Here is a 24,504-nt window from a genome sequence, read left to right on the forward strand (position 1 = left end):
GGCGGCGCTATGCACGTCGAGTTCTGAGCCCCGGCTTTAAATGCGCAATGCGGCCGCGACGAGGCTCTGCATCAAGGTGGTCGGACGACCGATCAGCCGCCCCAGGGCGCCTCCGTCATCGAACAACGCTCCGCGTGAGGCTGCAGCGTCGGTATCGGCCAGAAGCGCAGCGAAGTCGGCCGGCAGCCCGGCCCCCGTCAACACATCCTGATAGGCGGCTTGGGAAAGATTGTCGTAGGCAATAGCCTTGCCCGACTCCCGCGAGACCTCCGCCGCAAGCTCGGCGAGTGCAAAGGCGTGGTCTGCGGCGAGTTCGTACGTCTTCCCCGCCTGGTCGTCGGTGGTCAGAACCACTGCCGCAGCTTCGGCATAGTCCCGCCGCGCCGTGGACGAGAAACGCCCGTCTTTGGCGGCGCCGACGAAGGCTCCATGCTCGAGAGCCGTGGGGAGCGCCAGCAGGTGGTTTTCGATGTACCAGCCATTGCGCAGAATGGCGGCGGGCACGCCGGAGGCCGCGATGATCTCCTCCGTCTGCCGGTGCTCGACCGCGAGCGTTGCGGGAGACGTGTCGGCGTGCAGCATGCTGGTGTAAGCGATCAACGAAACCCCGGCCCGTTGGGCTGCCTCGATCACGGCGCGATGCTTCGGCAGGCGGCCGCTGACTTCGGTCGAGGAAATCAGCAGCAGTTTCTGGACGCCGGCGAAGGCGGGGGCGAGCGTGTCGGGACGGTCGTAGTCCGCCTCCCTCACGATCACACCGCGCTCCGCCAGATCGCTGGCCTTTGCCGGATTACGGACCGCCGCGACGATCCGGTCGGCCGGAATGGTCTTCACCAGTGCCTCGATCACGAGGCGGCCAAGCTGTCCTGTTGCTCCAGTTATTGCGTACATCGTTCAGCCCATTTCGTGGTTGCGTGGATCGGAGAGCCTTCGAATAGCGGCCCTAGTTACCATTTGAAACCACGTATCTTGTGGTTACCGCAATTTTCCGGTAACCAACTGGAAACTCCCCCGAGAAGGGTGCGCGATGGTTCTCAAGACGCGAAAAAAGGTGAAGGCTCTCGCCGGCTGCCCCATGTCGAGGTGCATGGCGCTGCTTGGCGGCTGCTGGACACCCGAGGAGCGAAGGCCCGCGTCGGTTCTCGGAACTCCGCCGCGATATCCCAGCCGTTTCGGCGAAGGTACTGACCAGCAGACTGCGGGATCTCGAGGAGCGCGGCGTCCTCGGTCGCAAGGTGATGGCGACCTCGCCGCCGACAGTGGAGTATGAATTGACGTCGTTGGGACAGGAACTGCTTCCCGCTATCAGGTCTATCGTGGACGTCGGGTCGCGCCTGCTGCTCCGCGATTCTTCGGCTAGATGATCGTGAGCACATCGTTTGGCGGCCAGACTGCATTCAGGCGTTTCCCTGAACAGGGTGCCGCTTGATGTGCCCATTGGTCTGATGGTGGAGCAGTTCCGCCCGCCGGCATGTCAGCGTTCGAAGTGGATGGCCAGCTTCAGCTCGGGTCATCGTTAGCCTGAATGCCCCTCAGACCGGCCCGACGCAGCAATTGGCAGATCGGAGAGTGTGGCGAGGATTACTTCGCCGAAGCGGAAAATCAGGAGTTGCTCCGCTCAAGCAAAGACTGGTCGAGGTGTGTTTGCGGCAATCCAGCGCGCCGGAGCGATCGCCGAGAGTGAACAAGGCAGCCCCCATAAACTCGGACCTGCGCTCACTGATAGGCAGCGACAGGACTGATGCAAATAGCTGGCGGGCATTTAGAGGGTGGTAATGCGCAGTGACTTCGGCCGCCCAGCAGTCTAGGCTAGCATGCCTGCTGTCAGCACGAAGATTGCCGCATGCCCCGCTTTCTTGCCGTCTACACCATGAAGCCCGAAGACCTCGCCCGCTTTCGCAGCCTGCCTAAGCCCGAGCAGGATGCGATTGATGCCGTCGGCTTACAGCAGTGGGCGGACTGGGAGGAGAGAAATGCCGCATTTTTCCCCGATCGCGGCGGCATGGTCGGTAAGACGAGGCGCGTTACCAGGGACGGCATCGCCGACGCCGTGAACCCTTTCTGCGGTTATATTGTCGTCGAGGCCGATACCATCGATGCCGCCGCCCGCCTGTTCGAGAACCACCCGCATTTCACGGTCTTCCCGGGAGACGGCGTGGACATCATGCCCTTCCTCACCGACCCTGCTCCGACTTGAACATCCGCTAATCGCTTGCGGTCTACCAGAAGGGGCGGCGGGCAACGCAGCCCACTCGGCCTCCCCCTTGCACGCCGCCCACCCGTTTGTTATATACTGAACCATATGGTTCAGTATACCCAGACCCGCCTCGACGCCTCGTTCGCCGCACTCTCGGACGCCACCCGACGCGGCGTTCTGGAGCAGCTCGGACGTACAGACGCTTCGATCACAGAGCTTGCCGAGAAGTTCCACATGACCCTCACGGGCATGAAGAAGCATGTCGGCGTCTTGGAGCAGGCGGGGCTCGTCACCACGGAGAAGATCGGGCGCGTGCGGACCTGCAAGCTCGGCCTGCGCCGACTGGAGGAAGAGGCGGCATGGATCGAGAGATACCGCCAGATCTGGGACGCACGTTTCGACGAGTTGGACAAGGTTGTCGAGGAACTGAAACGGAAGGAGAAGGTCGATGGACGAAGGAAGAGATAATGAGCGCACTCCCATGAAGAACCGCACGACGGTGGAACGGAAGTCCGACCGGGAGCTAGTCGTTACGCGAACCTTCAACGCCCCGGCGCGCATCGTGTTCGAGGCATGGACCAAGCCCGAGCTGTTCAAGCAGTGGTGGGCGCCGAAGTCGATGGGTATGTTCCTGCGTTCCTGCGAGATGGATGTTCGTGCCGGGGGCAGGTACCGTTTGGTGTTCGGCCACGATGCCTCAGAACCTGACGAGTTCTTCGGTAGGTACATCGAAGTGACACCGCACTCGCGCCTCGTCTGGACCAATGACGAAGGTGGTGACGGTGGACCCGTCACCACGGTGACCTTCGAGGAAAAAGGTGGCAAGACGCTGCTGGTCATGCACGAGCTCTATCCCTCGAAGGAAGCTCTCGACGCTGCCGGAACCGGGGCGGCGGATGCGATGCCCGAGCAGTTCGAGCAACTGGACGAGCTTCTCGTCACCCTGAGCGCGAGCGTGCGACGGTGATGAAGTCGTCGATCTCCTGGTCGGCCGCGTGGATCTTCAACTAGACGGAAGAGAATTCCGACGAGATGGCCGCCGCCGACGGGGCCAATCATCAAACCCATTGGCAACGCGATCAACCGAGGTGGTCTCGTCGTGCCCGTCCGACTCGATCCACCTTTTTGCGCGCCATTCTACGCTGGCGCACTACCGCCTTCCGGAACCGACTTTACATCGTCCTGAAAGTGGGCGCAGACCGGCTTGCGAAAAATTGCCACCGAACGCTGTTGCCGCCGTTTCTCACTCCCACTCGATTGTGCCCGGCGGCTTTGACGTCACGTCGTAGACGACGCGGTTGATGCCGCGCACCTCGTTGATGATGCGGGTGGCGGCTGCTCCCAGGAATGCCATGTCGTAGTGGTAGAAGTCGGCCGTCATGCCGTCGACCGAGGTGACGGCGCGCAGCGCGCAGACGAATTCATAGGTGCGGCCGTCGCCCATCACGCCGACGGTCTGCACCGGCAGCAGCACGGCGAAGGCCTGCCAGATGGCGTCGTAGAGGCCGGCCTTGCGGATCTCGTCGAGATAAATGGCGTCGGCCTCGCGCAGGATCTCCAGCTTTTCGCGGGTAATGCCGCCCGGGCAGCGGATGGCAAGACCGGGACCGGGGAACGGATGCCGGCCGATGAAGCTGTCGGGCAGGCCGAGCTCCTTGCCGAGCGCCCTCACCTCGTCCTTGAACAGTTCGCGCAGCGGCTCGACCAGCTGCATGTTCATGCGTTCGGGCAAGCCGCCGACATTGTGGTGCGACTTGATCGTCACCGACGGACCGCCGCTGAAAGAGACGCTTTCGATGACGTCGGGATAGAGGGTGCCTTGTGCCAGGAAATCGGCGCCGCCGAGCTTCTCGGCCTCCTCCTCGAACACTTCGATGAACAGCCGCCCTATGGTCTTGCGTTTCTTCTCGGGGTCCGACTCGCCCTCGAGCGCGCCGATGAAACGGTCCGAAGCGTCGACCAGGATCAGCGGCAGATTGTAATGCTGGCGAAACATCTCAACGACGCCGGCCGCCTCGTCCTTGCGCATCAGCCCGTGGTCGACAAGGATGCAGGTGAGCTGGTCGCCGACCGCCTCATGGATCAGCAAGGCCGCGACCGAGGAATCGACGCCGCCCGACAGCGCGCAGATCACCTTGCCCTCGCCGACCTGTTTGCGGATCGTCTCGACCGCGTGCTCGCGGTAGGCGCGCATCGTCCAGTCGCCTTCGATGCCGGCGATGTTGTGGACGAAGTTGCGTAGCAGCCTGGCGCCGTCCGGCGTATGCACCACTTCGGGGTGGAACATGAGGCCGTACATCTTGCGCTCGATATTGCCGAAGATGGCGAAGGGCGAGCCCTCCGATTTTCCCAGCACCTCGAACCCCTCCGGCAGGGTGATAACCCGGTCGCCATGGCTCATCCACACCTGGTGGCGCTGGCCGGGCGCCCACAGGCCCTCGAACAGCGGGCTGTCCTTGGCGATCTCGACGAAGGCGCGGCCGAATTCGCGATGATCGGAGCTTTCAGCGACGCCGCCCATCTGCACGCACATCGCCATCTGGCCGTAGCAGATGCCGAGCACCGGCACGCCGGCGTCGAAGACGATCTGCGGCGCGCGCGGACTGCCGATGTCGCCGGTCGAGGCCGGACCGCCGGACAGGATCACCGCCTTCGGATTGATGCGCTTGAACGCCGCCTCGGCCGACTGGAAGGGCACGATCTCGGAAAAGACGCCAGCCTCGCGGATGCGCCGGGCGATCAGCTGGGTGAACTGGCTGCCGAAATCGACAATCAGGACGGTGTCGGGATGATTGGCTGTTTTCATGGCGAGCGTTTAGAGAAAGAAACGAGTCGGCGCAATGGGTTGTGAGGTCGCGCGGTCACTTCGATTCCGGCGCGTCGTCCTGAACGCCAGAGGCTTTGTCCAATGCATCAGTTCGCGTTCTATCGAGTGATCGCAAGGCGCCCATCAGCGCTGCGAAACGCTCATGGCCAAGGCGGGCAACATAGCTCCGTTCGATCTGCAGCTTGATGCGATCGCCATCGCGGAGGGCGTCCAGGCCCTTGCGCGTGTAGCGAACAAGCTTGCCGCGGCCGTCTTGCGGATCGGGCAGACGCTGCAACACACCTTCCGTCTCCAAGCCGTCGAGCAATTGCTGAACCGCCTGCTTTGAGATCGCCGAGCGCTCGATCAGCGCCGACTGGCGCATGCCGCTGCGCGGGATGTGTCCAAGCAGGCCGGCACGCGCTTCGGTGAACCAGTGATGGCCGGCAGCGCGCATCGCCGCGGCGAATTCGGTCTGCCAGGCGCGGCTCGCCTGCCACAGCCGCCAGCCTATGTGATCCGGCAGCGTTTCGGATTTTTCGTCAAGGCTCTTGACCAAATTCTTCTCACCCGATACATAGTCAAGCATCTTGACTACTAGTTCACTCTAAGTGGCGATGCCGGTCAAGGCAATCGGCGACTTCAATTCAGGAGGAAATCATGGCAGCACTTCAGAAGGAAACCCTTGCGATGCTCATTCCGGGCATGACCCATGTGTTGGAACGAAACGGCAAGGAGGCTTACGTCTATTTTGAAAGCGAGGGTGCCGCGCACATGCTGCTCGACGATGGCGAGGCGCGAAGCGGGCGCTGGCGGATGCTCGATGACGGTTATGTCGCCGACTGGGACACCGGCGCGACCGGACGCTGGACCCTCGATCACGAGCCCGGGTCAGTCACTTACGTCAATCGCGCCAACGCCGTTCGCTTCAGGATGATCGGCGTGCTGTTCGGTAACGCTAAGAGCCTGCCGCCCCAACAAGCTTGAAGTCGATCGCGCCGGAGGCGATCGCCTGTTCCAGCAGTTGCACCGCCGCGGCCAGCTTCTCGTCTATGACGTGCAGATATTCGGTCCAATCGCCGACATGCCTCAGATCGGCCGCGCCGTCGGAAATGCCGCGCAGGCCGATAAGCGGCACGCCGAACAGCTGGCAGGCGCGCAGGCAGGCGAAGGTTTCCATATCGACCATGTCGACAGCGACCGCGTCGTAAGCGGCGCCGGTGACTATTGCCGCCCCGGTCGACAGCGTCGCCGGCCTGATGCCTGGTATCCTGAACGGCAGCGGCACGCTGACGGGCAGGTCGAGGAACGGCGTGGCGCCCTTCTCGAAGCCCAATGGCGAGGCATCCATGTCGCGGTAGCCAACTGACACGGCCTGGTAGATTTCGGTCTGCTCCAGCGTCCGGCTGCCCGCCGACCCGAGCGACACGACGAGATCCGGCAGCGCGTTTTCGGCCGCCCGCCGGGCCAGTTCGGCGCTCAGCCCGACGCCGGCCTCGACCGGTCCGACGCCGGTCATCAGCGGCGTGAACAGCCGCTGCAGATGTGGACCGTATTCGGCTTCGGCCGCCATGACAAAGAGCACGGACTTGCCGGACAGGCGAGACACTTTACCGGTCACGACGATCTTCTCCTTTCTGGCCCTGCCACCGGAGCCGGAAGGTAAGAAGGGCGACGTGCCCTCACCGGCCCCCGGCCCTTCGCTATGGCTCCGGGCGTTCGTCGCTCGAAAGCCCATTTAGCGGCTTTTCGTCCGCTGCGTGGACCGCTCGTCACCCCTCGATACCGTCGCGGCCGAGCACTGTCATCATCGTCCCGGTCATTGTGGCGATCAGCTTGGCCTCGCCGTCGGTGGCGAACGCATAGGCTTGTCCGTCTGCGACGATGATGGTGCGGCCGGGCTTAGTCACCGAGCCGCGGAACAGGAAGCGCTCGCCCCGGCCGGGCGCCAGCAGATTGACCTTGAACTCGATAGTCAGCACGCCGGAATTTTCCGGCATCAGCGAGAATGCCGCATAGCCGCAGGCCGAGTCGAGAGCCGTCGAAATGACGCCGGCATGGAGAAAGCCGTGCTGCTGCGTCAGTGCCGCCGAATAGGGCATTTCGATCTCGATAATGCCGGGCGTCACCAGCGTCAGCTCGGCGCCAATCGTCATCATCGCGTTCTGGCGCGCAAAGGACGTCCTGACGCGGTCCTCATAATCGGGAGCAGGAACGATCTTTGCTGCCATGGCCGTCGTCCTTCATTTCTCGGCAAATCTTATTGTAAAGGCATTTATCGCAGAGGGGTGGGCGGCAGGCAATCGCAAATGCTGCACTGCAGCATTCTGCCCGGCTCTGTGTCCATGGCAAAGGTTCAGCCGACGCGGCGCAGCGCGCAGAAGTAAAAGCCGTCGGTGCCGCTCAGCAACGGCGACAGCGAAATGCCGCCCGCAGCGCCGATACGCACTGCCGCCTCGTGGCCCGCAAAACGGCTGTCCCAAAGCTGGCGGTGATCGACCGGGACAAAACCGGGATGGCGGTTCCGGAAGGCCGAAACCTGGTCGCCATTTTCCTCATCGAACATCGAACAGGTGATGTAGACCAGCAGGCCGCCGGGTTTGACGAAGTCCTTGGCGGCATCGAGGATCGTCTCCTGCTCGCTTTTGCGGGCGTCGAGCTGCCTTTGCGTCAGCCGCCATTTGGCATCCGGCCGGCGCCGCCAGGTGCCGCTGCCGGTGCAGGGCGCATCGATCAGGACGATGTCCATATGCTTGCCGAGCGGCGCGAGCTCGGCCGGCTTGGTGACGATCTGCACATTGCGGTTTTCCGAACGGCGTATGCGGTCGAAGATCGGCGCCAGCCTGGCCTTCTCGGCGTCGTGGGCGAAGATCTGGCCGCGATTGTCCATGGCCGCGGACAGCGCCAGCGTCTTGCCGCCGGCGCCGGCGCAAAAGTCGAGCACCTGCATTCCAGGCTCGGCGCCGGCCAGTTCGGCCGCGATCTGGGAACCCTCGTCCTGAACCTCGAACCAGCCTTTCTGGAAGGCCGGCTCGGCCTGTACGTTCGGGTGCCTGCCATCGCCTTCGATCGGCGGGATGCGGATGCCGTGCGGCGCGAGCCGCGCAGGCTTGGCGCCGGTCTCCGCCAATTCCGCCAGCACCTTGCCACGATCGGCCTTCAGCGTGTTGACCCTGAGGTCGAGCGGCGGGCGAGTGCCAAGCGCGGCACCCTCTTCCACCCAGGCCGTGCCGAACGCCCGTTCGAACAGCGGCATGCACCAGTCGGGGATGTCTGCCCTGACGGCCGGCGGTGCGTCGGCAAGCCGGCGAGCTGCCAGCGTTGTCAGTTCGTCGGCGGTAAGCAGCGGCGGCGCGAACTTGTCGCCCTCGAGCGCCTCGTTCAGCGACTGCGCGGTCTGGCCCCATTCGAGCAGCAGCGCGCCGAAGCCGATGGCGCGCGGCGTGTCTTCGCCGAGCAGCCAGCCGGCCGAGCGCTTGCGGCGCAGCGCGTCATAGACGATGTTGCCGATCGCGGCGCGGTCGCCGCCACCGGCGAAGCGGTGCGACAGGCCCCAGTCCTTCAGCGCATCGGCCACCGGCCGGTGGCGCCGGCCGATGTCGTCAAGCACTTCGATGGCTGCAGCCAGCCGCCCGCCCAGTCTCATTGTCGTCTTCCATTACTCAGCAAACTAATTCCGGCCCTGCTCTATCGCATCGGCCCGACAATCGGAAACCGATTTTCGGAAAGCACGATACGTGGGTTCCAGAGTGGCCAGAGTGTGCATTGTGCGCTCAAGTGAACGCATGCCGCTCTAAAGCGCGCAACTGACACGCACAAGCACGCCGGCTGGTGCAACTGCTCTGCTTTGCAACTTTTGCGGTTGCGAATACTCTTTGCGCGGTGATTCGCGTCGCAGAAAAAGGCGAAGCCGCGGGTCGATACGAGGAGAGGGCAATGAAAACTTATCTGGCGGAAGTTCTAGGCACGTTTCTATTGGTGTTCATCGGCACGGCTTCGGTGGTGACGGGCGGCTTCGGCGGCGCGCTGCCGCTTGGCCAGGAAGGTATCGGTCTGGCGTTCGGCATCGGCCTGATCGCGGCGGCCTATGCGATCGGCCCGATTTCGGGCGCGCACCTCAATCCGGCGGTGACGCTCGGTGTGTTCCTCGCCGGGCGGATGCCGGCCAGGGACGTCATTCCCTATTGGATCGCGCAGGTCATCGGCGCCATCATCGCGTCGCTGGCACTGTGGATCATCGTCTCCGGACAGGTCGGCGGCCACACCGGCGGCTTCGGCGCCAATGGCTGGGACGTGACGAAATGGGGCGTCAGCTCGGCCTTCCTGTGGGAGCTGATCGGCACCTTCACCTTCGTCACGGTCATCCTCGGCGTAACCAACGCCAAGCACACCACGGCCTTCGCCGGCCTCGTAATCGGCCTGACGCTGGCGGGACTGCACTTCGCCATCATCCCGGTGACCGGCACATCGCTCAACCCGGCCCGTTCGATCGGACCGGCGCTGTTTTCGGGAACTGCGGCGATCGGCCAGCTGTGGCTGTTCATCGTCGCGCCGCTGATCGGCGGCGCTATCGCCGGCGTCGTCGCCAAGGCCGGCATCTTCGAGAAGGACTGACTTTTTCGCAAGCCCAACGAAAAAGGCGCGGGTCGAGGCCCGCGCCTTTTTTGTTGCATCGAGAACTTCGCGTGCCCGGATCAGGCCGCAAGGTCAAAACGGTCGGCGTTCATCACCTTGGTCCAGGCAGCGGCGAAATCCCGGGCGAACTTCTGCCCGGCGTCGGCCGATCCGTAAACCTCGGCAAGCGCACGCAACTGTGCGTGTGAGCCGAAGATCAGATCCGCGCGGGTGCCGGTCCACTTGACCGCCCCGGTCTTGCGGTCGCGCGCTTCGTAGACTTCATCGGAGCCGGCGGCCGGATCCCAGATCGTGTTCATGGAGAGCAGGTTGACAAAGAAATCGTTGGTCAACGTGCCCGGCCTGTCGGTGAACACCCCGTGCTTCGACTGGCCGGTGTTGGCACCGAGCACCCGCAAGCCGCCGACGAGCACCGTCATCTCCGGCGCCGTCAAGGTCAGCAGCTGCGCCCGGTCGACCAGCATCGCTTCGACCGACATCGGCGGCTTGCCCCTGACATAGTTGCGGAAGCCATCGACTTTCGGCTCGAGCGCGGCGAAGGACTGGACATCGGTCTGTTCCTGCGAGGCGTCCATGCGCCCTGGCGTGAACGGCACCTTGACGTCATGGCCGCCGTCTTTGGCCGCCTTCTCGACCGCGGCGACGCCGCCGAGAACGATCAGGTCGGCAAGCGAGACCTTCTTGCCGCCTGTCTGCGAAGCGTTGAAGCCCTTCTGGATCGCTTCGAGCGTCTCGAGCACCTTGGCCAGCTGTGCTGGCTGGTTGACCTCCCAGTCCTTCTGCGGCGCCAGGCGAATGCGGGCGCCATTGGCGCCGCCGCGCTTGTCGGAGCCGCGGAAAGTCGAGGCCGAGGCCCAGGCGGTCGAGACCAGTTCGGAAACGGACAGGCCGGAGGCCAGGATCTTCGCCTTCAACGAGGCGATGTCCTGTTCGCTGACCAGCTCGTGGTCGACTGCCGGTATCGGATCCTGCCATATCAGCTCTTCCTTCGGCGCGAGCGGGCCGAGGTAGCGGACGGCCGGACCCATGTCGCGATGGGTCAGCTTGAACCAGGCGCGGGCGAAGGCATCGGCGAACTGATCCGGATTCTGATGGAAGCGCCGCGAGATCTTCTCGTAGGCCGGGTCGGCCCGCAGCGCGAGATCGGTGGTCAGCATCGCCGGCGCGCGGCGCTTCGAGGCATCGTGCGCGTCCGGCACGGTGCCTGCACCGGCGCCGCCCTTCGGCGTCCACTGATGGGCGCCGGCCGGGCTCTTGGTCAGCTCCCATTCGAAGCCGAACAGATTGTCGAAGAAGTTGTTGCTCCATTTGGTCGGCGTCGTGGTCCAGGTCACCTCGAGGCCCGAGGTGATGGCGTCGCCGGCAATGCCGGTGGCATGCTTGCTCGACCAGCCGAGGCCCTGCGCCTCGATGCCGGCGCCTTCCGGCTCTGCGCCCACCAGCGAGGCATCGCCGGCGCCGTGGGTCTTGCCGAAAGTGTGACCGCCGGCGATGAGCGCCACGGTTTCCTCGTCGTTCATGGCCATGCGGGCGAAGGTTTCGCGGATGTCGCGTGCCGCGGCCAGTGGATCGGGCTTGCCGTTCGGCCCTTCCGGGTTGACGTAGATCAGCCCCATCTGAACGGCGCCGAGATGGCCGTGAAGTTCGCGGTCGCCGGAATAGCGCTCGTCGGCGAGCCACTTGGTTTCCGACCCCCAGTCGACGTCCTGCTCGGGCTCCCAGACATCGGCGCGGCCGCCGGCGAAGCCGAAGGTCTTGAAACCCATCGATTCCAGCGCGACGTTGCCGGTGAGGATCAACAGGTCGGCCCAGGAGATTTTCCTGCCGTATTTCTGCTTGATCGGCCACAGCAGCCGGCGCGCCTTGTCGAGATTGGCATTGTCCGGCCAGCTGTTGAGCGGTGCGAAACGCTGCTGGCCGGCGCCGGCGCCGCCACGGCCATCGCCGATGCGATAGGTGCCGGCGCTGTGCCAGGCCATGCGGATGAAGAGCGGGCCGTAATGGCCGAAATCGGCCGGCCACCAATCCTGCGAATCGGTCATCACCTGGTGCAGATCCCTGATCACCGCATCGAGATCGAGGCTCTTGAATTCCTCGGCGTAGTCGAAGTCCTCGTCCATCGGGTCCGAGAGGCTGGACTGCTGGTGGAGGACGCCAAGGTCGAGCTGGTTTGGCCACCAGTCACGGTTGCTCCTCCTGGCCGATCCATGTGGGACCGGGCATTTGCCGGCGCTGTTGTCGTCGGTTTTCGCATCCATCTTTGCCTCCGATTTGTTGATTTTTGGGATTTGTTGATTTTCCGGCCAGGGCCAGCGGCCGCGCCATTCTGTTCCAGACTAGCCTGCCCAGCCGATAAAGACAAATTGCCTTTGCTGTTTATTCTGATAGGTTTTCCTTATGATCGGCTTGACCGTCCGGCAGATGCATTATTTCGAAGCGCTGGCGCAGACGCTGCATTTCGGCCGCGCCGCAAAACTCGCCGGCGTCAGCCAGCCGGCGCTGTCTTCGCAGATCGCCGAGATGGAGCTGCGGCTTAATTGCCGGCTGTTCGAGCGCGGCGGCAAGGCGGTGCGGATGACCGACGAGGCACAGGCCCTGCTGCCGCGCATCGAGCGCATTCTTGCCGATATCAGCGATGTCGAGGCCACGGCCCGGCGCGGCCGCCCGGCGCTGGAGGGACGCTTCCGGCTCGGCATCATCCCGACGGTGGCGCCCTATCTGCTGCCGCATGTGCTGCCGGAGCTGAAACGGCACTTCCCGGCATTGCAGCTCGAATTGCGCGAGGCGGTGACCGCGTCGCTGGTCGAGGACACCAGCTCGGGAAAGCTCGACGCCTTCGTCGCCGCACTGCCGCTCGATTACCCGGGCCTGGTTACCGAGGAACTTTTCTCCGACCGGTTCTTCCTGGCCGTGCCGGCCGGCGATCCCGCCTTCGCCTCGCCGCCGGTGCCGCCGGAAAGCCCGGCGCTGGAAAGGCTGATGCTGCTGGAGGAAGGCCACTGCCTGCGCGAACAGGCGCTCGCCGTTTGCGGCAGCGTGCGGCCGGTGGCGATGGCAAGCTACGGCGCGACCAGCCTGACGACGCTCTTACAGATGGTGGCGCACGGGCTCGGCGTCACGCTTATCCCGGAAATGGCGGCAGGGCCGGCCAGCACCATCCCCGATCTGAAGATCGTGCCGTTCCAGGAACCAATGCCGCAGCGCACGATCTGCCTCGCCTGGCGGCGCAACAAGGTCCGTCACGACGAATGCGTCGAGCTGGCCAAGATCATTCGCGGGCTGGATGCGGCGGTGCTGGCTGGGTGAGGTACGCTGTACCATCTAGCGGAAGTTTGGTGTTGACCCGAAGTCGACCTTCGCAGACCTGAATGGCTGCTTTGCGCCGCATCACAGCCGTTCCGTAGGGAAGATGGTCATCCCGAAAGCCGAAAGTTCCGTTTGTTCGAATGATGACAACTAAGGAAATAGGAAACAGCCTTTGCGCGCAATTCCGTGCTTGGCGTTGCCGAGGGTGCTTCACTAGCATTGAACTTTTTGGTGCGGCATCCGCGGCGCCGCGGCGTGCAGTAAGTGGAGAATACAATAGCGGTGAGGGCCGCGATCGGTGAGGTTCAGTGATGAATCATGCGCAGAGTACCAGGTCAAAATCCCTCCGCTGTGACTTCACCTTTATTAAACCACGGCCCTTGATTTTACTTCACGAGATAGGCGGCATGGGGTGCAACGCCATGCCATCCCTCATTCCGTTATGCTTCGTTCTGCTGTTGGCATTTCCGGCAAATGGTCAGTTGGCGCCCGAAGCGCCAGCGGTTGCCACAGCTAACGACAGCTCGTCGGTCGTGGTTTCCGAACACACCGAGGTCGGCAAAGAACCGGGCAAGCCACAACCGAGCGCGCTCGGATCCCATACATCTAGAGAGCTGGTGCTCAGCGAAACACAGGCACTCAAGGAGGGCGCGCGAACGCCGCTCGGCGAGCATGAGGAGGCTTTACGCCGCGAATTGGCCGCAGCACGAGCGGAGCTAGAGGTTATGCAGCGCGGCGTCCGTGAGCTAAGCGCCCAGGCACACCTACTGGCAGAGACGGTGGCTCAGCAAGCACAAACCCTGAAAGAGCAGCAGCGAACAGAGGAAGCGCTCGGGCTCGATCTGGAGACGGCGCAGCGCGTTATCGAAAGCTACAGGGCCGAAGCCAGTCTCTGGAACAGCGAGGAGGCTGCCGCGCCTGGAGCGCACCCCTCTATGGACGCCTCCCAGCTTGCTGCGAAGCGAGCGCTTGATGACGAGCGGCACAAGGTCGAGCTCTTGGAGCAAGAACTTACCACGGCTCGCCAAACTATCGATGCTCTTAAGGCAGGCGCAAAGCTGGCAGCCGTCGAGCAGGCCAACGCCATAAGGGACCGACAGGTGGCCGAGGCCGCTCTAAAGCAGGCTCGAGAAACACTCGCGCTGGGACGCGAACGAGCAGATTCAGCAGTGCGTGACCTCGATATTGTTCGCCAGGAACGCGATGCTTTAAAGCAGAACTCGGCAGAATTGAGTGCGGCGCTCGAGCAAGAGCGTGAAAGGGCTATCGGTCTAGCCCGCAGCCTCAGTGCCGCGCGTGAGGCAATTGATATCGTCAAGGGTAAGCGTCGCACTGCGGCTGTGGAGCGCTCGTCGAAAGCGCGTACCCCCGCGAGTGCACTTGCAAGTAGGTTATCGCGTTCGGACGCCCAACCAGCCCGTAAACCGGGCTTGCCGAAAAAACAGAAAATGAAGGTCCAAAAGCCGCCGCAAACCGTTCTGCTCGCAACCATACCTCTTCCCGCAGCATTGCTTCCAACACGGCCATCAAAAAGCTCGAGCCGCGCCAGTGAAGACTAGTGAGCGAAATGTAATGCCGCAGGAGAGACGCGAATGAAGAAGTATGTCGCGGCCGCGTTGACGATCGGGATCACAGTTGGGCCTGCCTCGGCCCTTGAAGCAGGCGTGGGCGGTAGGGCGGGCGGTGTCGGGGTCGGTGCTGGAGTGAGCGCCGGTTCGCAAGGCGTATCCGTGGGGGCGGGCACGAGCGTCGACGGCGTAGGCGGAGCAAATGTTGGAGCTTCGGTCGGGGCGGATGACGGATCAGTCGACGCAGGCGTTAGTGCCAGCGGCAACGTTGGTGACACAAGCACAAGTACCAGTGTGGGCGACGATCCGTCCGCCGAAAACGAAGCGGCAACCGCACCCGACAGTTCGACTGCAGTGACAGCCCCTTCCTCTGCCAAGACCGCTGGGCAATCCATCGTCCTGCCACCCGTCCTCAGGCCTTCCAAAGCCGGTGAGGGTGACTCCACCAAGGGATATCCCTTTGTATCTCCGGGACCACTGACAGCGAAACCCGGTACGCCGATTGTGATCGTGCGAGCCTGCCGCGCGGCGATCCTGGCCGCTGCGACGCCACTTGGCGCCGTCCGTGTCCACGCGGTAAGCGCAGGCGCATTGCATCAAGGTCGGGGTGGACTCACGGCGCCGATCGAGGTGCGAATAGACTACGCTGGAAAAGGTGGCATCGAAGTCCGGCAGGCGCAAGTCAGTTGTCGCCTCAATGCGTCGGGCAGGGTCACTGCAATAGTATAGCACCAAGCCTGATCGCCAGCGCTGCCGCACGCCGACAGCGGCACGATCCGCTTCGCCATCTATCTACAAAGCGGCCTTCTTAGTCGGGGGCGCAGTAGGTGTTGGTCAAAGGTTCGGTTTGAGCCCTGAAGCCAACCCGCAGCCCCTTCGAAAGGAACGACTTCAGTCCCTTTTCCAGGCTGCGAGCAACGGGCCTGTGCCTCCGTAAACAGGGTCCTTGCGCGGACGGCCGACCCTGGGGATCGTCACCACTGCCTTGGCATGATCGGCAGTGGTCGTACACAGGTCATAGGTGCCGGATGGAGGATAGGCGCCGACGACCAAAAAGTCGTCGGATGCGGAAAGACGCTGGTGCCCGGTGCCGGCCGGAAGCACCGCGACGTCGCCGGCCTTCAGCGACAGCGTTCGTCCCTTGCTGCCGCCAAAGCGGACTTTCGCGGTGCCGCGCGCAACACCAAGCACCTCGTGGATCTGCGAATGATAGTGGACGTAGTCGTAGATACCGTTGCGCCAGCTATCGCCCCAGCCATTAGCGTCAAAAAGCGCCTCCATGACCGCCGCCGGATCGAATTCCTCAGGCAGCTTCACGGCGCCGCGAAAGACGACAAGCGGCCAGGACGGATGGTTGGGCACGAGGCCATCATCGCTGAAGCGAAACTCGTTCGGTTTGCGCTGCATCACAAGATCGGCGACCTCGCTCTTGCCGGGCCTGGCGAGACCGGTGACCTGCTCGACGGCTTTCTTCGTGGTTTGCAGGATGCTCATGGTGTGGCCCTGGGTTGGTTGGGAAGGTTCTGCCGAAATTAACCGGCTACATGGTGGTCGGTTCCGCTGAGCGCGGAGATTTGCGATCTATGCGGCCGGGCGACCATCGTGGCCTGATCACCAAGGAGCTGTTCTCCGACCGGTGCTTTCTGGCGATGCCGGCCAGCAATCACTGTCGCGGGCGCGGCCGGAAAGCCCTGCGCTGGAGCGAAAATGCTGTTGGAGGAACGCCACTGCCCGCGCGAACAGGCGTTCCGGGCAGCGTGCGGCGAGTGGCGATGGCAAAGCGGCACGACCAACCTGACGCCGTCGCAAATGGCGGCGCACGCGGTCGGCAAGCGCGATGCGCGACCTGAGGATCGTGCCGTACGCAGGTAACGCAGCAGTAACGCACGATCTACCTCACCTGCGGTGCAGCAGGATGCGGCATGACGAGTGTGCTCAGATGATGATCAAATTTCGGCCAAGAGGCATCGGGCCGCAGACGGCTCGCTCGGTGAGCGCCTAACGCTCGGTGAGCTCTTATTGAATGAATCGGTGGCTAAACACAGAACCCGTGTGAGAGGACCGCTGATTTGGTTAAAATAGCCGCCGAGTCGTCGGGTAATTACACTGGATATCCATGGATTTCGTCGAACTTCATCGCTGGTTTGCGCCTATCAGCAAAGATCAGGAACTCAACCCTGAATACGGGGCTCACTGGGGCGCGCGGCTCTCAGGCTGGCTGGATTGGTCGGGTTTGCTACAACGGTGCCGCGTCGTTGTTCTTGCAGAAGCCGCCAGCGGCAAATCGGAGGAGTTCCGAAATCAAGCGCGCCAGTTATCCCTCCAGGGCAAGCCGTCCTTTTACCTTCGCATCGAAGAACTCGCCGATCAGGGCTTTGAAGCTGCTCTCGGTCCAGGCGAGGCACACTCATACGAAGCATGGCGGACTGGCCCCGCCGAAGGTTGGTTCTTTCTCGATTCAATCGATGAAGCGCGGCTCAATCGGAAGAGCTTCGAAAGTGCGCTCAAGCGGCTTGCCCGAGAAAGCGGTCCGGCGCTTGAACGCGCCAATATCTTCATCTCGTGCCGGGTGACCGATTGGCGCAATGATGACGATCGTCGCGCGATCAGGGAATGGCTGCCGGCGCACCGGAAGGCAGAGGCTCCGGTCGACAAGGGCGACGAAGCCAAACTTCTCGAACCGCTTTTCGATGAACGCAAAACGACCGAGCTACCACAGAGGCCTGAAGCTGCACCGCATGAACTGCTTGTGGTGCAGATCGTGCCCCTTGATGGAAAACAGTCGGCGGCGCTCGCGTCGGCGGCAGGCGTGGCCGATTCCGAGACGTTTGCTGCCGCGATTGTGAAAGCTGGGCTCGAAGCCTTCCGTCAGCGCCCCGGCGATGTGCTCGATCTCGCCTCCTACTGGAATGAACGCAACGAGTTTGGCAGTCTGGCTGCGATGGTCGACTATGGCATCGAAAGGAAGCTGGCAGAGCGCGAGCCGCACCGTCCCGATAACGATTCACTGGCGCCAGCCAAGGCACGGCACGGCGCCGAGAGTCTGGCCGCGGCGCTAAGCCTAGGTAAATCCTTCACCCTGCGTGCGCCAGGCGGACAGACCGATCCAAGCCTTATGGCAGGCGCCATTGAGCCGGCGCGCATGCTTGATGAATGGAGCGATGCGGAGTGTAACGCGCTTCTGCGGCGGGGGATTTTTGCTCCCTCAACCTTCGGCCGGGTGCGCTTTCACCATCGGGGAACACAAGAATATCTCACCGCACGATGGCTGGACCGTTTGCTACGGGACGGTTGTCCTCGTGCTGAAATTTGGAATCTCATTTTTGCCGACCGTTATGGCGTTGCGACACTCGTGCCATCGCTGCGGCCGGCTGCCGCTTGGCTGGCATTGTGGCACGCCGACTTTCGCGACGAGATCATTCGCCGCGAGCCCATTGTACTGATGCAACATGGCGACCCGCGTTCGCTCGACATCGACTCTCGTCGCAGAGTCCTTGCGGCGCTTGCGAACTTGCACGCAGAAGGCGAGATTGCGGATACCAGTTTGGATTCTCGCAACTTTGCGATGTTCGCCGATGCTCGCTTGGCTCCCGACATTGTCAAGGCTTGGGAGGTAAAACAAACACGACGACTTTCGCTTCATCCTGCTGCGCTTGATACGCGACGGGGCGATTCCAAGTTGTGAACTGCTGTTGCGTAAAGCAGCGAGCAGCGAAGGGCCAAGAGATTATCGCCGTATCGTTGCTATTGAGGCGATGAAGGCGTGTGGTGATCATGCCGGATGCCGACAGATAGTGGGTGACGCGCTGGCCAATCCCGGCAGGCTTAGTGCCTCTGTGGCGGCCGGGATCTCACAAGCACTTTATCCGGAATTTCTCACCGCAGGCGATTTGCTGCGGCTCATCTCAGAAGCAAAGCTGCCGCGCCCACATTCGACTGAGGGTTTCGCCTATGCCATCGCTGGACTCTATCTATCGGCCGCAACGCCGCAGGACCGAGCCAAGGTCGTGAAGGGGATCGGTGACCTCTGCCTGATGCCGCCGCTCGTTGACTCTTATCATCGTGTATCCGTGAAGTACGGCTACCTCGCCGATCACCTTCGGCCGATCGCCGCCGCCGAAATCAAGGCACTCGGCGAAAAGACGCCCAGCCAGGCCCTCGTCCGGCTGCTGATGGCAATCGAGCGGGCTAAGCGGAGCTGTTCCTTCGAAAAGGACGAGCCACCACTCCCTGAGTTGGTGCAAGCGAATCCGAGGCTCAATCGAGCGTTGTTTTGGGCTGATGTAGCAGATACCCGCTCCCTGCCTACTGAGCGTGCGGTTAACCGGCACTGGCACGTCTACTTTGGGTCGGGCAATCAATTGTGGGGTGCGTCTGAACGAGACCTTGAATGGCTATTCGATGATGCTCTGGCGTTGCCTGAAATCGATGACCGGCGTGTCGCGCTGAGCCTCATCGTCGCGCTGCTCAAGAATGCTGGATGGCAAACGGCGGAACAGGGACGCCTACAAGCGATCGCGGCGACCGCACCCGCCCTCGCTGAGGATCTAGCAGCTTATAATGCGCTGCCGGTGGAAAGAGAGGAAGACCGGACGCACCGCGCAGAGCGCGAAGCATACCAACGCAAGCGGAACCAACAGCAAGAAGAGGACAAAGCCTCCTGGGTGAGGTTTGCTGATTCCCTGCGTGTCGATCCCGGCCAACTCTGCGCGCCGGCGAATCTGGCGTCGTGGCAGACCGGTATATACCGGCTCAATCACCTGACCCACTGGCTGCAACGCAAGACCGGGCTTGCCGATCATGACGCACCCCGCGAGTGGCGCCTTTTGGAAGAAGGGTTTGGCCGCCAAGTCGCAGAGGCGTATCGCGACGGGATGATGGCGCTCTGGCGCACGGTCAAGCCGAAGCGTCCACAACGCAAGCCGGGAGGCGCGGTCACCATCAACTGGACCCACATTTTGGCCTTCGCCGGTATTGGAGTCGCCGCGCGGGAGCAACCCGACTGGCCTCTGGTCCTAACCGCGGAGGATGCTGGACGTATCGCGCGCCACGCCTGCTTTGCCGAGCAAGGATATCCTGTGTGGCTCGATAAACTGCTGCTCGCCCATCCGACGGCCGCGCTGCCTGTCGTTGCACGCGAAGTCGGCCGCGAGTGGCGCTCGACCGAGCAAGGCAGTACCGATTTCCTGTACTACTACGGATCGGCTGAGGCTCCGATCTCGCAACCGCTCCAGGCGGTAATGCTCAAAGCCGTCGCTCAACGCGAGGCTGGGCGCGTTGATAACATTGAGCGGGCGATCGCCATCCTTCGCAAGCTCATCCTGGACGACCGATCGCGTCTCAGCTTGCGGCTGCAGATTGACGCGAGGTTTACCCAAAGCGCCTCCGCTGCGAAGCGGGATTTCGCGACTGCCAATCTTGGCCTTTTGTTCGTCATCGATCCAGACTGGGCGGTTGGGCGCCTCGATGAATGGATCGGATCGGACGAGCCCGCGCCCGGCAATACACGCGTCGCGTTCGTGCTTGCCACCTTGTTTGACGGGCATCGTCGCGGACTGGTCGTCTCAGCTCTGGATCGTGCCGGCGTTGCCACGCTCGACCGACTATTGAGATTTACCTATCGACACATTCGGCCAAAAGATGACGCCCATCACATTGGAACATTCTCGCCGAACACGCGCGACCATGCGGAGAGCGCCCGTAACACGATCCTATCAAAGTTGCTTGACCGTCCCGGGCCTGATGCATTTTGGCGCGTGCGTCGGCTCCCGGAAGAGGATCCGGCCTTTGCGGATCGCGCTGAGCGGTTTCGTGAATTGGCGCACGCCAAGGCGGAGAAGGATTGTGAACCGCCTGCCTGGGACTCCCTCGAAGTCCGGCAGTTTGAAAAAACGCACACGGCTCCGGTCAAGACTGGCGCCGACTTGATGCGCGTCGTCATGTCAGTTTTAGATGAGATTTGCTTCCAATTGAAAAAAGGGGATGTCAGTTCGCGACCCTTGCTGGAGCGAGCGAAGGACGAAGACGAAGCACGTAATTGGTTGACCGAACAACTAATGCTGCGGGCAAAGGGGCGGTTTCATGCTTATCGGGAAGCCGAGGTGGCCTTGAGAGACCGGCCCGATATTGCCATCGCGTCTACAACCGCTCAATGCGAGGTCGCCATTGAAGTCAAACATGGCGGTATGGGCTGGACGATGCGCCAGCTCGACCACGCCCTGCGTATTCAACTCGCAGAGGACTATCTCAAGCCCGCTACGCGTCGCCACGGGATCCTGATCGTCACGAATCATGCATCACGAATTTGGATCGATCCGCAAACAAATGAACGGCACGGTTTTGAGAAGCTAATCTTGATACTCAACACAGCGGCCGGTGGGATCACTGAAAACAGCAGTGGCGCCATCGAGGTCGCATGTATGGGGGTAGATGCCACTGAGACTATGTCTTAATATGGGCAGGAGACATGTTTCCGAGAGTTTCAGCGCCTCTTTTACCCTGATCTACAATAGTTCGTGAGAGTAGCCTGACCTCACTGGCACAGTAAACTTCCGACGCTCACACCACCTTAGCTGTCACGAGCCGCAGTTCCTCGACCATTGCTTTGGCACATCAGGAACTCCTGCGGCTTGCGGGCATCGGCAACTCGATGCGAAAGCGGATGGTTGCTCGTTGAACCCGATCCACAGCGGTTCCTTAGTTCCTCAAGGGTCTGCGCCCGATTTCCCTATCGCCCGCACCCCCCTCAAGGCACAAATATCAAAAACACATACGTGCAAAACACCACCAGATGCACCAGCCCGGTCAGGAACGTCGTCCTCTCCGTGCTAAAACTCACATTGCAGATGAAGAGCGCCAGAACCAACAGCACCGTGTCGGTCGCCGGCAGTCCCAGGGTCAGCCCTCTTCCTGTCAGCAGGCTGGCGGCGGCGATGCCCGGTATTGTCAGGCCGATCGTCGCGCAGGCCGAACCCATGGCGACGTTCAGGCCGCGCTGCAGCTCGTTGTTGAGGGCGGCGCGGACCGCCGAAATCCCCTCCGGCATCAGAACCAGCCCGGCGATCATTGCGCCGACAATGGCGTCGGCCTGCGGCACCTCGTAGGCGACGAGCGCATCCTCGACGCTTGCGGCGACCTGTTCGGCCAGCATGACGATACCGATCAGCCCGATCAGCAGGAGCACTGCGCCGGCGGCGAGGCTTTCGTGAGCGTCGGTTCGCGCTGCGGCGCCGTGTGCTTGTGCGTCGATGAAATCGTCACGGTGGCGGACGGTCTGCGCGAACAGAAAACCTGCATACAGCAGCACTGAAAGCACGCTGACGAAGCCAAGCTGAGCCGCCGAGAACGTGCCGGGATCGGTGGTTATCGTGTAGGTCGGCAGAATGAGCGTCATGACACTCAGCGCGACCAGAACCGCCAGATAGGCACTGGTGCCTTGGCGGACGATCGCCTGTTTGCGATGGCGCCAGCCGCCAAACGTCAGGCACATGCCGACGACGCCGGTCGAGGTGATCATCACCGTCGAGAACACGGATTCGCGTGCCAGCGTCGGGTTGTTGGCGCCGTGCAGCATGATGGAAACGATGATCGACACTTCGATTGCCGTCACCGCAATGGTCAGCACCAACGTGCCGTACGGCTCGCCTACGCGCCTGGCCACCGCCTCGGCGTGGTCGAGCACCACGAAAATGGTGATGAACATGATCGCGCTCGACAGCGCGCCGATGAATATCCGAGTGCCCAGCGACCCTTCGTCCACCGATACCCCGCTGGCCCTGACCGCGACAGCCATCGCCAGGGCGGCCAGCGGTATGCCGTAGGAAACCGCCGATCTTGCGAAACCACTCATTGTCACTTTTTTGCCTTCCACCCGCAGGGAAGCTCGTGCGCTAGCCGGGCGTGTTGGCCTTGACGACCTTCTTGCATTCGGGCGTCAGCTCGCTCATGTGACCGGCCAGGCATTTGACGATGCGGCCGCCGCCCGGCAACACGCCCTTGCACAATCTTTGGTAATCCGCCTGGCAGGCCTCACGCTCTGCCGCCGTCTGCGCCAGCGCCGCGGTGGCTGCCACCTGAGTTGCCAGGAAAAGCACGCCTAACCCAAACCGCATGGAACACCCCTCAATCTGTTGCCCAAACAACGCTTCCGTCGCGCGTAGACGGAAGCCTTTTCACGCCGTCTTCTGCGTCACCAATCCCAGTTCATCGATCATCGCCTGGCGCATCAGGTATTTCTGCGGCTTGCCGGTCACCGTCATCGGCAATTCGGTGCGGAAGCGGATGTAGCGCGGGATCTTGAAATGGGCGATCTGGCCGGCGCAGAAGGCCTTGATCTCCTGCTCCGTGGTGATCTGGCCGGGCTTCAGCACGATCCAGGCGCACAGCTCCTCGCCATATTTCGGGTCGGGAATGCCGAACACCTGCACCTCCTTGACCTTGGGGTGGCGGTAGAGAAACTCCTCGACCTCGCGCGGATAGACGTTCTCGCCGCCGCGGATGACCATGTCCTTGACCCGGCCGACGATGTTGCAATAGCCCTCGGCATCGATGGTGGCGAGGTCGCCGGTGTGCATCCAGCCGTCGGCGTCGATCGCCTCGCGGGTCTTCTGCTCGTCGTCCCAATAGCCCTTCATCACGGAATAGCCGCGCGTGCAGAGCTCGCCCGGCGCGCCGACCGCGACGGTGGCGCCTTCGGTGTCGATGGCCTTGACCTCGACATGCGGATGGACGCGGCCGACGGTCGAGACGCGCTTTTCCAGGGGATCGTCGACGCTGCTCTGGAACGACACCGGACTGGTCTCGGTCATGCCATAGGCGATGGTCACCTCGGCCATATGCATCAGCGACACCACCTTCTTCATCACCTCGATCGGGCATGGCGAACCGGCCATGATGCCGGTGCGCAGGCTGGTGAGATCGAAGGAGGCGAACTCCGGATGGTCGAGCAGGCCGACGAACATGGTCGGCACGCCGTAGAGCGCGGTGCAGCGTTCCGTCGCCACCGCCTTCAGCGTGGCGCCGGCATCGAAACCCTCGCTGGGGAAAACCATGGTCGCGCCTTTGGTGACGCAGCCCATCGTGCCCATCGACATGCCGAAGCAGTGGTAGAGCGGCACCGGGATGCACAGCAGGTCGTCGACGGTGAGCCTGATTGCCGACGTGACGAAATTGCCGTTGTTGACGATGTTGTTGTGGGTCAGCGTCGCGCCCTTCGGCGCACCCGTGGTGCCGCTGGTGAACTGGATGTTGATGGCATCGTCCGGTTTCAGCCCGTCCGAGATGCGGTCGAGCTTGTCATGCTCGTCGCGCCCGGCCATCGCCAGCACGTCGGCGAAGTTGAACATGCCCGGCGAACTCTCCTCGTCCATGCGGATGACGATCTTCAACGCCGGCAGCTTGCTGGCTTCGAGCTTGCCGGGGTTGGCCTTGGCGATCTCCGGCGCCAGCGTCTCGATCATGCCGAGATAGTCGGAGCTCCTGAACTTGGCGGCGGTGACGAGCGCTCGGCAACCGACCTTGTTCAAGGCATATTCCAGCTCGACCAGCCGGTAGGCCGGGTTGATGTTGACCAGGATCAGGCCGATGCGGGCGGTGGCGAATTGCGTTACCAGCCATTCCCAGCGGTTCGGCGACCAGATGCCGACGCGGTCGCCCTTCTCGAGGCCGAGCGCCAGGAAACCAGCGGCGAGCGCATCGACGGTCTCCGACAGTTCCTCCCAGGTAAAGCGCTTGTCCTGCTCGACGAAGACAGCGGCATCGAGCGTGCCGTATTTGCCGACCGTATCGGCAAACAGCGCCGGGATGGTCAGGTTGAGCAGCGGCACGCTGCGCTCGCCCGAGACATGCGCCATGCCGTCGACCGGCGCAATGAACGAGCCGCCCTCGCGCTTGCCGCGCAGGCTGGTTGCATTCTTCAACTCGTCGAGATTGATCGGCATCGCCGTGTCCTCCGCAGACAGGCCGAGCCTATCAGCCCGGCGGGGTGGTGGAAA

At 62.7% G+C, this 24,504-nt stretch carries 23 protein-coding genes; 12 read left to right on the forward strand and 11 right to left on the reverse strand.

What is annotated here, in order from left to right; translation table 11 throughout:
* Window positions 1–36: 36 nt before the first annotated feature.
* Window positions 37–891 (reverse strand): SDR family oxidoreductase, encoded by an 855-nt coding sequence (locus tag NKI19_RS09335; RefSeq protein ID WP_352488413.1) that lies wholly within the window; start codon window positions 889–891, stop codon window positions 37–39.
* Between the two features lie 206 nt (window positions 892–1,097).
* Between NKI19_RS09335 and NKI19_RS09340 the strand changes: the two genes are divergently transcribed.
* From NKI19_RS09340 to NKI19_RS09355, 4 genes are all read left to right on the forward strand, one after another.
* Entirely contained in the window at window positions 1,098–1,364 is a 267-nt protein-coding gene (locus NKI19_RS09340) for a winged helix-turn-helix transcriptional regulator (protein WP_352488412.1), read from the forward strand.
* A 479-nt stretch (window positions 1,365–1,843) separates the two neighbouring features.
* Window positions 1,844–2,197, forward strand: coding sequence for a hypothetical protein (locus tag NKI19_RS09345; RefSeq protein ID WP_352488411.1), 354 nt, complete (start codon window positions 1,844–1,846; stop codon window positions 2,195–2,197).
* Between the two features lie 105 nt (window positions 2,198–2,302).
* Entirely contained in the window at window positions 2,303–2,665 is a 363-nt protein-coding gene (locus NKI19_RS09350) for an ArsR/SmtB family transcription factor (RefSeq protein ID WP_352488410.1), read from the forward strand.
* Window positions 2,646–3,164, forward strand: a complete 519-nt coding sequence (locus tag NKI19_RS09355) for an SRPBCC family protein (RefSeq protein WP_352488409.1) — start codon at window positions 2,646–2,648, stop codon at window positions 3,162–3,164. The genes NKI19_RS09350 and NKI19_RS09355 overlap by 20 nt, the downstream gene beginning before the upstream one ends.
* A gap of 276 nt (window positions 3,165–3,440) precedes the next feature.
* On the opposite strand, the gene guaA is transcribed toward NKI19_RS09355, so the two are convergent.
* Both guaA and NKI19_RS09365 read right to left on the reverse strand, forming a co-directional pair.
* Window positions 3,441–5,003, reverse strand: coding sequence for a glutamine-hydrolyzing GMP synthase (guaA, locus tag NKI19_RS09360; RefSeq protein ID WP_352488385.1), 1,563 nt, complete (start codon window positions 5,001–5,003; stop codon window positions 3,441–3,443).
* Window positions 5,004–5,058: 55 nt separating this feature from the next.
* Window positions 5,059–5,592, reverse strand: coding sequence for a MarR family winged helix-turn-helix transcriptional regulator (locus tag NKI19_RS09365; RefSeq protein ID WP_352488384.1), 534 nt, complete (start codon window positions 5,590–5,592; stop codon window positions 5,059–5,061).
* Between the two features lie 71 nt (window positions 5,593–5,663).
* Here NKI19_RS09365 and NKI19_RS09370 point away from each other — a divergent pair, with 71 nt between their 5' ends.
* Window positions 5,664–5,990 carry a hypothetical protein gene (locus tag NKI19_RS09370; protein WP_352488383.1) on the forward strand — a complete coding sequence of 109 codons (327 nt, stop codon included), beginning with the start codon at window positions 5,664–5,666 and terminating at the stop codon, window positions 5,988–5,990.
* On the opposite strand, the gene NKI19_RS09375 is transcribed toward NKI19_RS09370, so the two are convergent.
* The 3 genes from NKI19_RS09375 to NKI19_RS09385 all read right to left on the reverse strand — a co-directional run bounded on the left by NKI19_RS09375 (window position 5,962) and on the right by NKI19_RS09385 (window position 8,649).
* Window positions 5,962–6,624: a 5'-methylthioadenosine/S-adenosylhomocysteine nucleosidase gene (locus tag NKI19_RS09375; protein WP_352488381.1), complete on the reverse strand. Its 663-nt coding sequence runs from the start codon at window positions 6,622–6,624 to the stop codon at window positions 5,962–5,964. The two genes, NKI19_RS09370 and NKI19_RS09375, sit on opposite strands and share 29 nt — an antisense overlap.
* Before the next feature lie 151 nt (window positions 6,625–6,775).
* The gene (locus tag NKI19_RS09380; RefSeq protein WP_292654248.1) at window positions 6,776–7,234 is read right to left on the reverse strand and encodes a PaaI family thioesterase; all 459 of its coding nucleotides are present in this window, start codon (window positions 7,232–7,234) and stop codon (window positions 6,776–6,778) included.
* 125 nt (window positions 7,235–7,359) lie between these two features.
* Window positions 7,360–8,649 carry an RsmB/NOP family class I SAM-dependent RNA methyltransferase gene (locus tag NKI19_RS09385; RefSeq protein WP_352488380.1) on the reverse strand — a complete coding sequence of 430 codons (1,290 nt, stop codon included), beginning with the start codon at window positions 8,647–8,649 and terminating at the stop codon, window positions 7,360–7,362.
* 290 nt (window positions 8,650–8,939) lie between these two features.
* Between NKI19_RS09385 and NKI19_RS09390 the strand changes: the two genes are divergently transcribed.
* Complete coding sequence (locus NKI19_RS09390) at window positions 8,940–9,617, forward strand: MIP/aquaporin family protein (RefSeq protein ID WP_023677138.1); 678 nt, start codon at window positions 8,940–8,942, stop codon at window positions 9,615–9,617.
* An 80-nt stretch (window positions 9,618–9,697) separates the two neighbouring features.
* Here the strand turns inward: NKI19_RS09390 and katG are convergent, their stop codons facing one another.
* The gene (gene katG / locus NKI19_RS09395; RefSeq protein WP_352488379.1) at window positions 9,698–11,896 is read right to left on the reverse strand and encodes a catalase/peroxidase HPI; all 2,199 of its coding nucleotides are present in this window, start codon (window positions 11,894–11,896) and stop codon (window positions 9,698–9,700) included.
* 139 nt (window positions 11,897–12,035) lie between these two features.
* Here katG and NKI19_RS09400 point away from each other — a divergent pair, with 139 nt between their 5' ends.
* The 3 genes from NKI19_RS09400 to NKI19_RS32825 all read left to right on the forward strand — a co-directional run bounded on the left by NKI19_RS09400 (window position 12,036) and on the right by NKI19_RS32825 (window position 15,241).
* The gene (locus NKI19_RS09400; protein WP_352488378.1) at window positions 12,036–12,944 is read left to right on the forward strand and encodes a hydrogen peroxide-inducible genes activator; all 909 of its coding nucleotides are present in this window, start codon (window positions 12,036–12,038) and stop codon (window positions 12,942–12,944) included.
* Between the two features lie 311 nt (window positions 12,945–13,255).
* Entirely contained in the window at window positions 13,256–14,503 is a 1,248-nt protein-coding gene (locus tag NKI19_RS09405) for a coiled-coil domain-containing protein (protein WP_352488377.1), read from the forward strand.
* 33 nt (window positions 14,504–14,536) lie between these two features.
* Entirely contained in the window at window positions 14,537–15,241 is a 705-nt protein-coding gene (locus NKI19_RS32825) for a hypothetical protein (protein ID WP_502899256.1), read from the forward strand.
* A 162-nt stretch (window positions 15,242–15,403) separates the two neighbouring features.
* Here NKI19_RS32825 and NKI19_RS09410 read toward each other — a convergent pair whose 3' ends face one another.
* A complete protein-coding gene (locus tag NKI19_RS09410) occupies window positions 15,404–16,006 on the reverse strand; it encodes a cupin (RefSeq protein ID WP_352488376.1) in 603 nt (200 codons plus the stop codon).
* 213 nt (window positions 16,007–16,219) lie between these two features.
* On the opposite strand from NKI19_RS09410, the gene NKI19_RS09415 reads away from it, so the two are divergent.
* The 3 genes from NKI19_RS09415 to NKI19_RS09425 all read left to right on the forward strand — a co-directional run bounded on the left by NKI19_RS09415 (window position 16,220) and on the right by NKI19_RS09425 (window position 20,964).
* Window positions 16,220–16,384 (forward strand): hypothetical protein, encoded by a 165-nt coding sequence (locus tag NKI19_RS09415; RefSeq protein ID WP_352488375.1) that lies wholly within the window; start codon window positions 16,220–16,222, stop codon window positions 16,382–16,384.
* A gap of 244 nt (window positions 16,385–16,628) precedes the next feature.
* Window positions 16,629–18,197 (forward strand): hypothetical protein, encoded by a 1,569-nt coding sequence (locus tag NKI19_RS09420; RefSeq protein ID WP_352564851.1) that lies wholly within the window; start codon window positions 16,629–16,631, stop codon window positions 18,195–18,197.
* Between the two features lie 7 nt (window positions 18,198–18,204).
* On the forward strand, window positions 18,205–20,964 hold the full coding sequence (locus tag NKI19_RS09425; RefSeq protein ID WP_352564853.1) for a hypothetical protein: 2,760 nt from the start codon (window positions 18,205–18,207) through the stop codon (window positions 20,962–20,964).
* Between the two features lie 293 nt (window positions 20,965–21,257).
* Here the strand turns inward: NKI19_RS09425 and NKI19_RS09430 are convergent, their stop codons facing one another.
* Genes NKI19_RS09430 through NKI19_RS09440 form a run of 3 tightly spaced genes read right to left on the reverse strand, consistent with a single transcriptional unit; the run spans window position 21,258 to window position 24,450 of the window.
* On the reverse strand, window positions 21,258–22,361 hold the full coding sequence (locus NKI19_RS09430) for a calcium:cation antiporter (RefSeq protein ID WP_352488372.1): 1,104 nt from the start codon (window positions 22,359–22,361) through the stop codon (window positions 21,258–21,260).
* Window positions 22,362–22,401: 40 nt separating this feature from the next.
* Entirely contained in the window at window positions 22,402–22,623 is a 222-nt protein-coding gene (locus NKI19_RS09435) for a cysteine rich repeat-containing protein (RefSeq protein WP_352564855.1), read from the reverse strand.
* Between the two features lie 60 nt (window positions 22,624–22,683).
* Window positions 22,684–24,450 carry an AMP-binding protein gene (locus NKI19_RS09440; protein WP_352488369.1) on the reverse strand — a complete coding sequence of 589 codons (1,767 nt, stop codon included), beginning with the start codon at window positions 24,448–24,450 and terminating at the stop codon, window positions 22,684–22,686.
* Window positions 24,451–24,504: the final 54 nt, after the last annotated feature.

The sequence above is a fragment of the Mesorhizobium sp. M0751 genome, assembly GCF_040320265.1.
GTDB lineage: Bacteria > Pseudomonadota > Alphaproteobacteria > Rhizobiales > Rhizobiaceae > Mesorhizobium.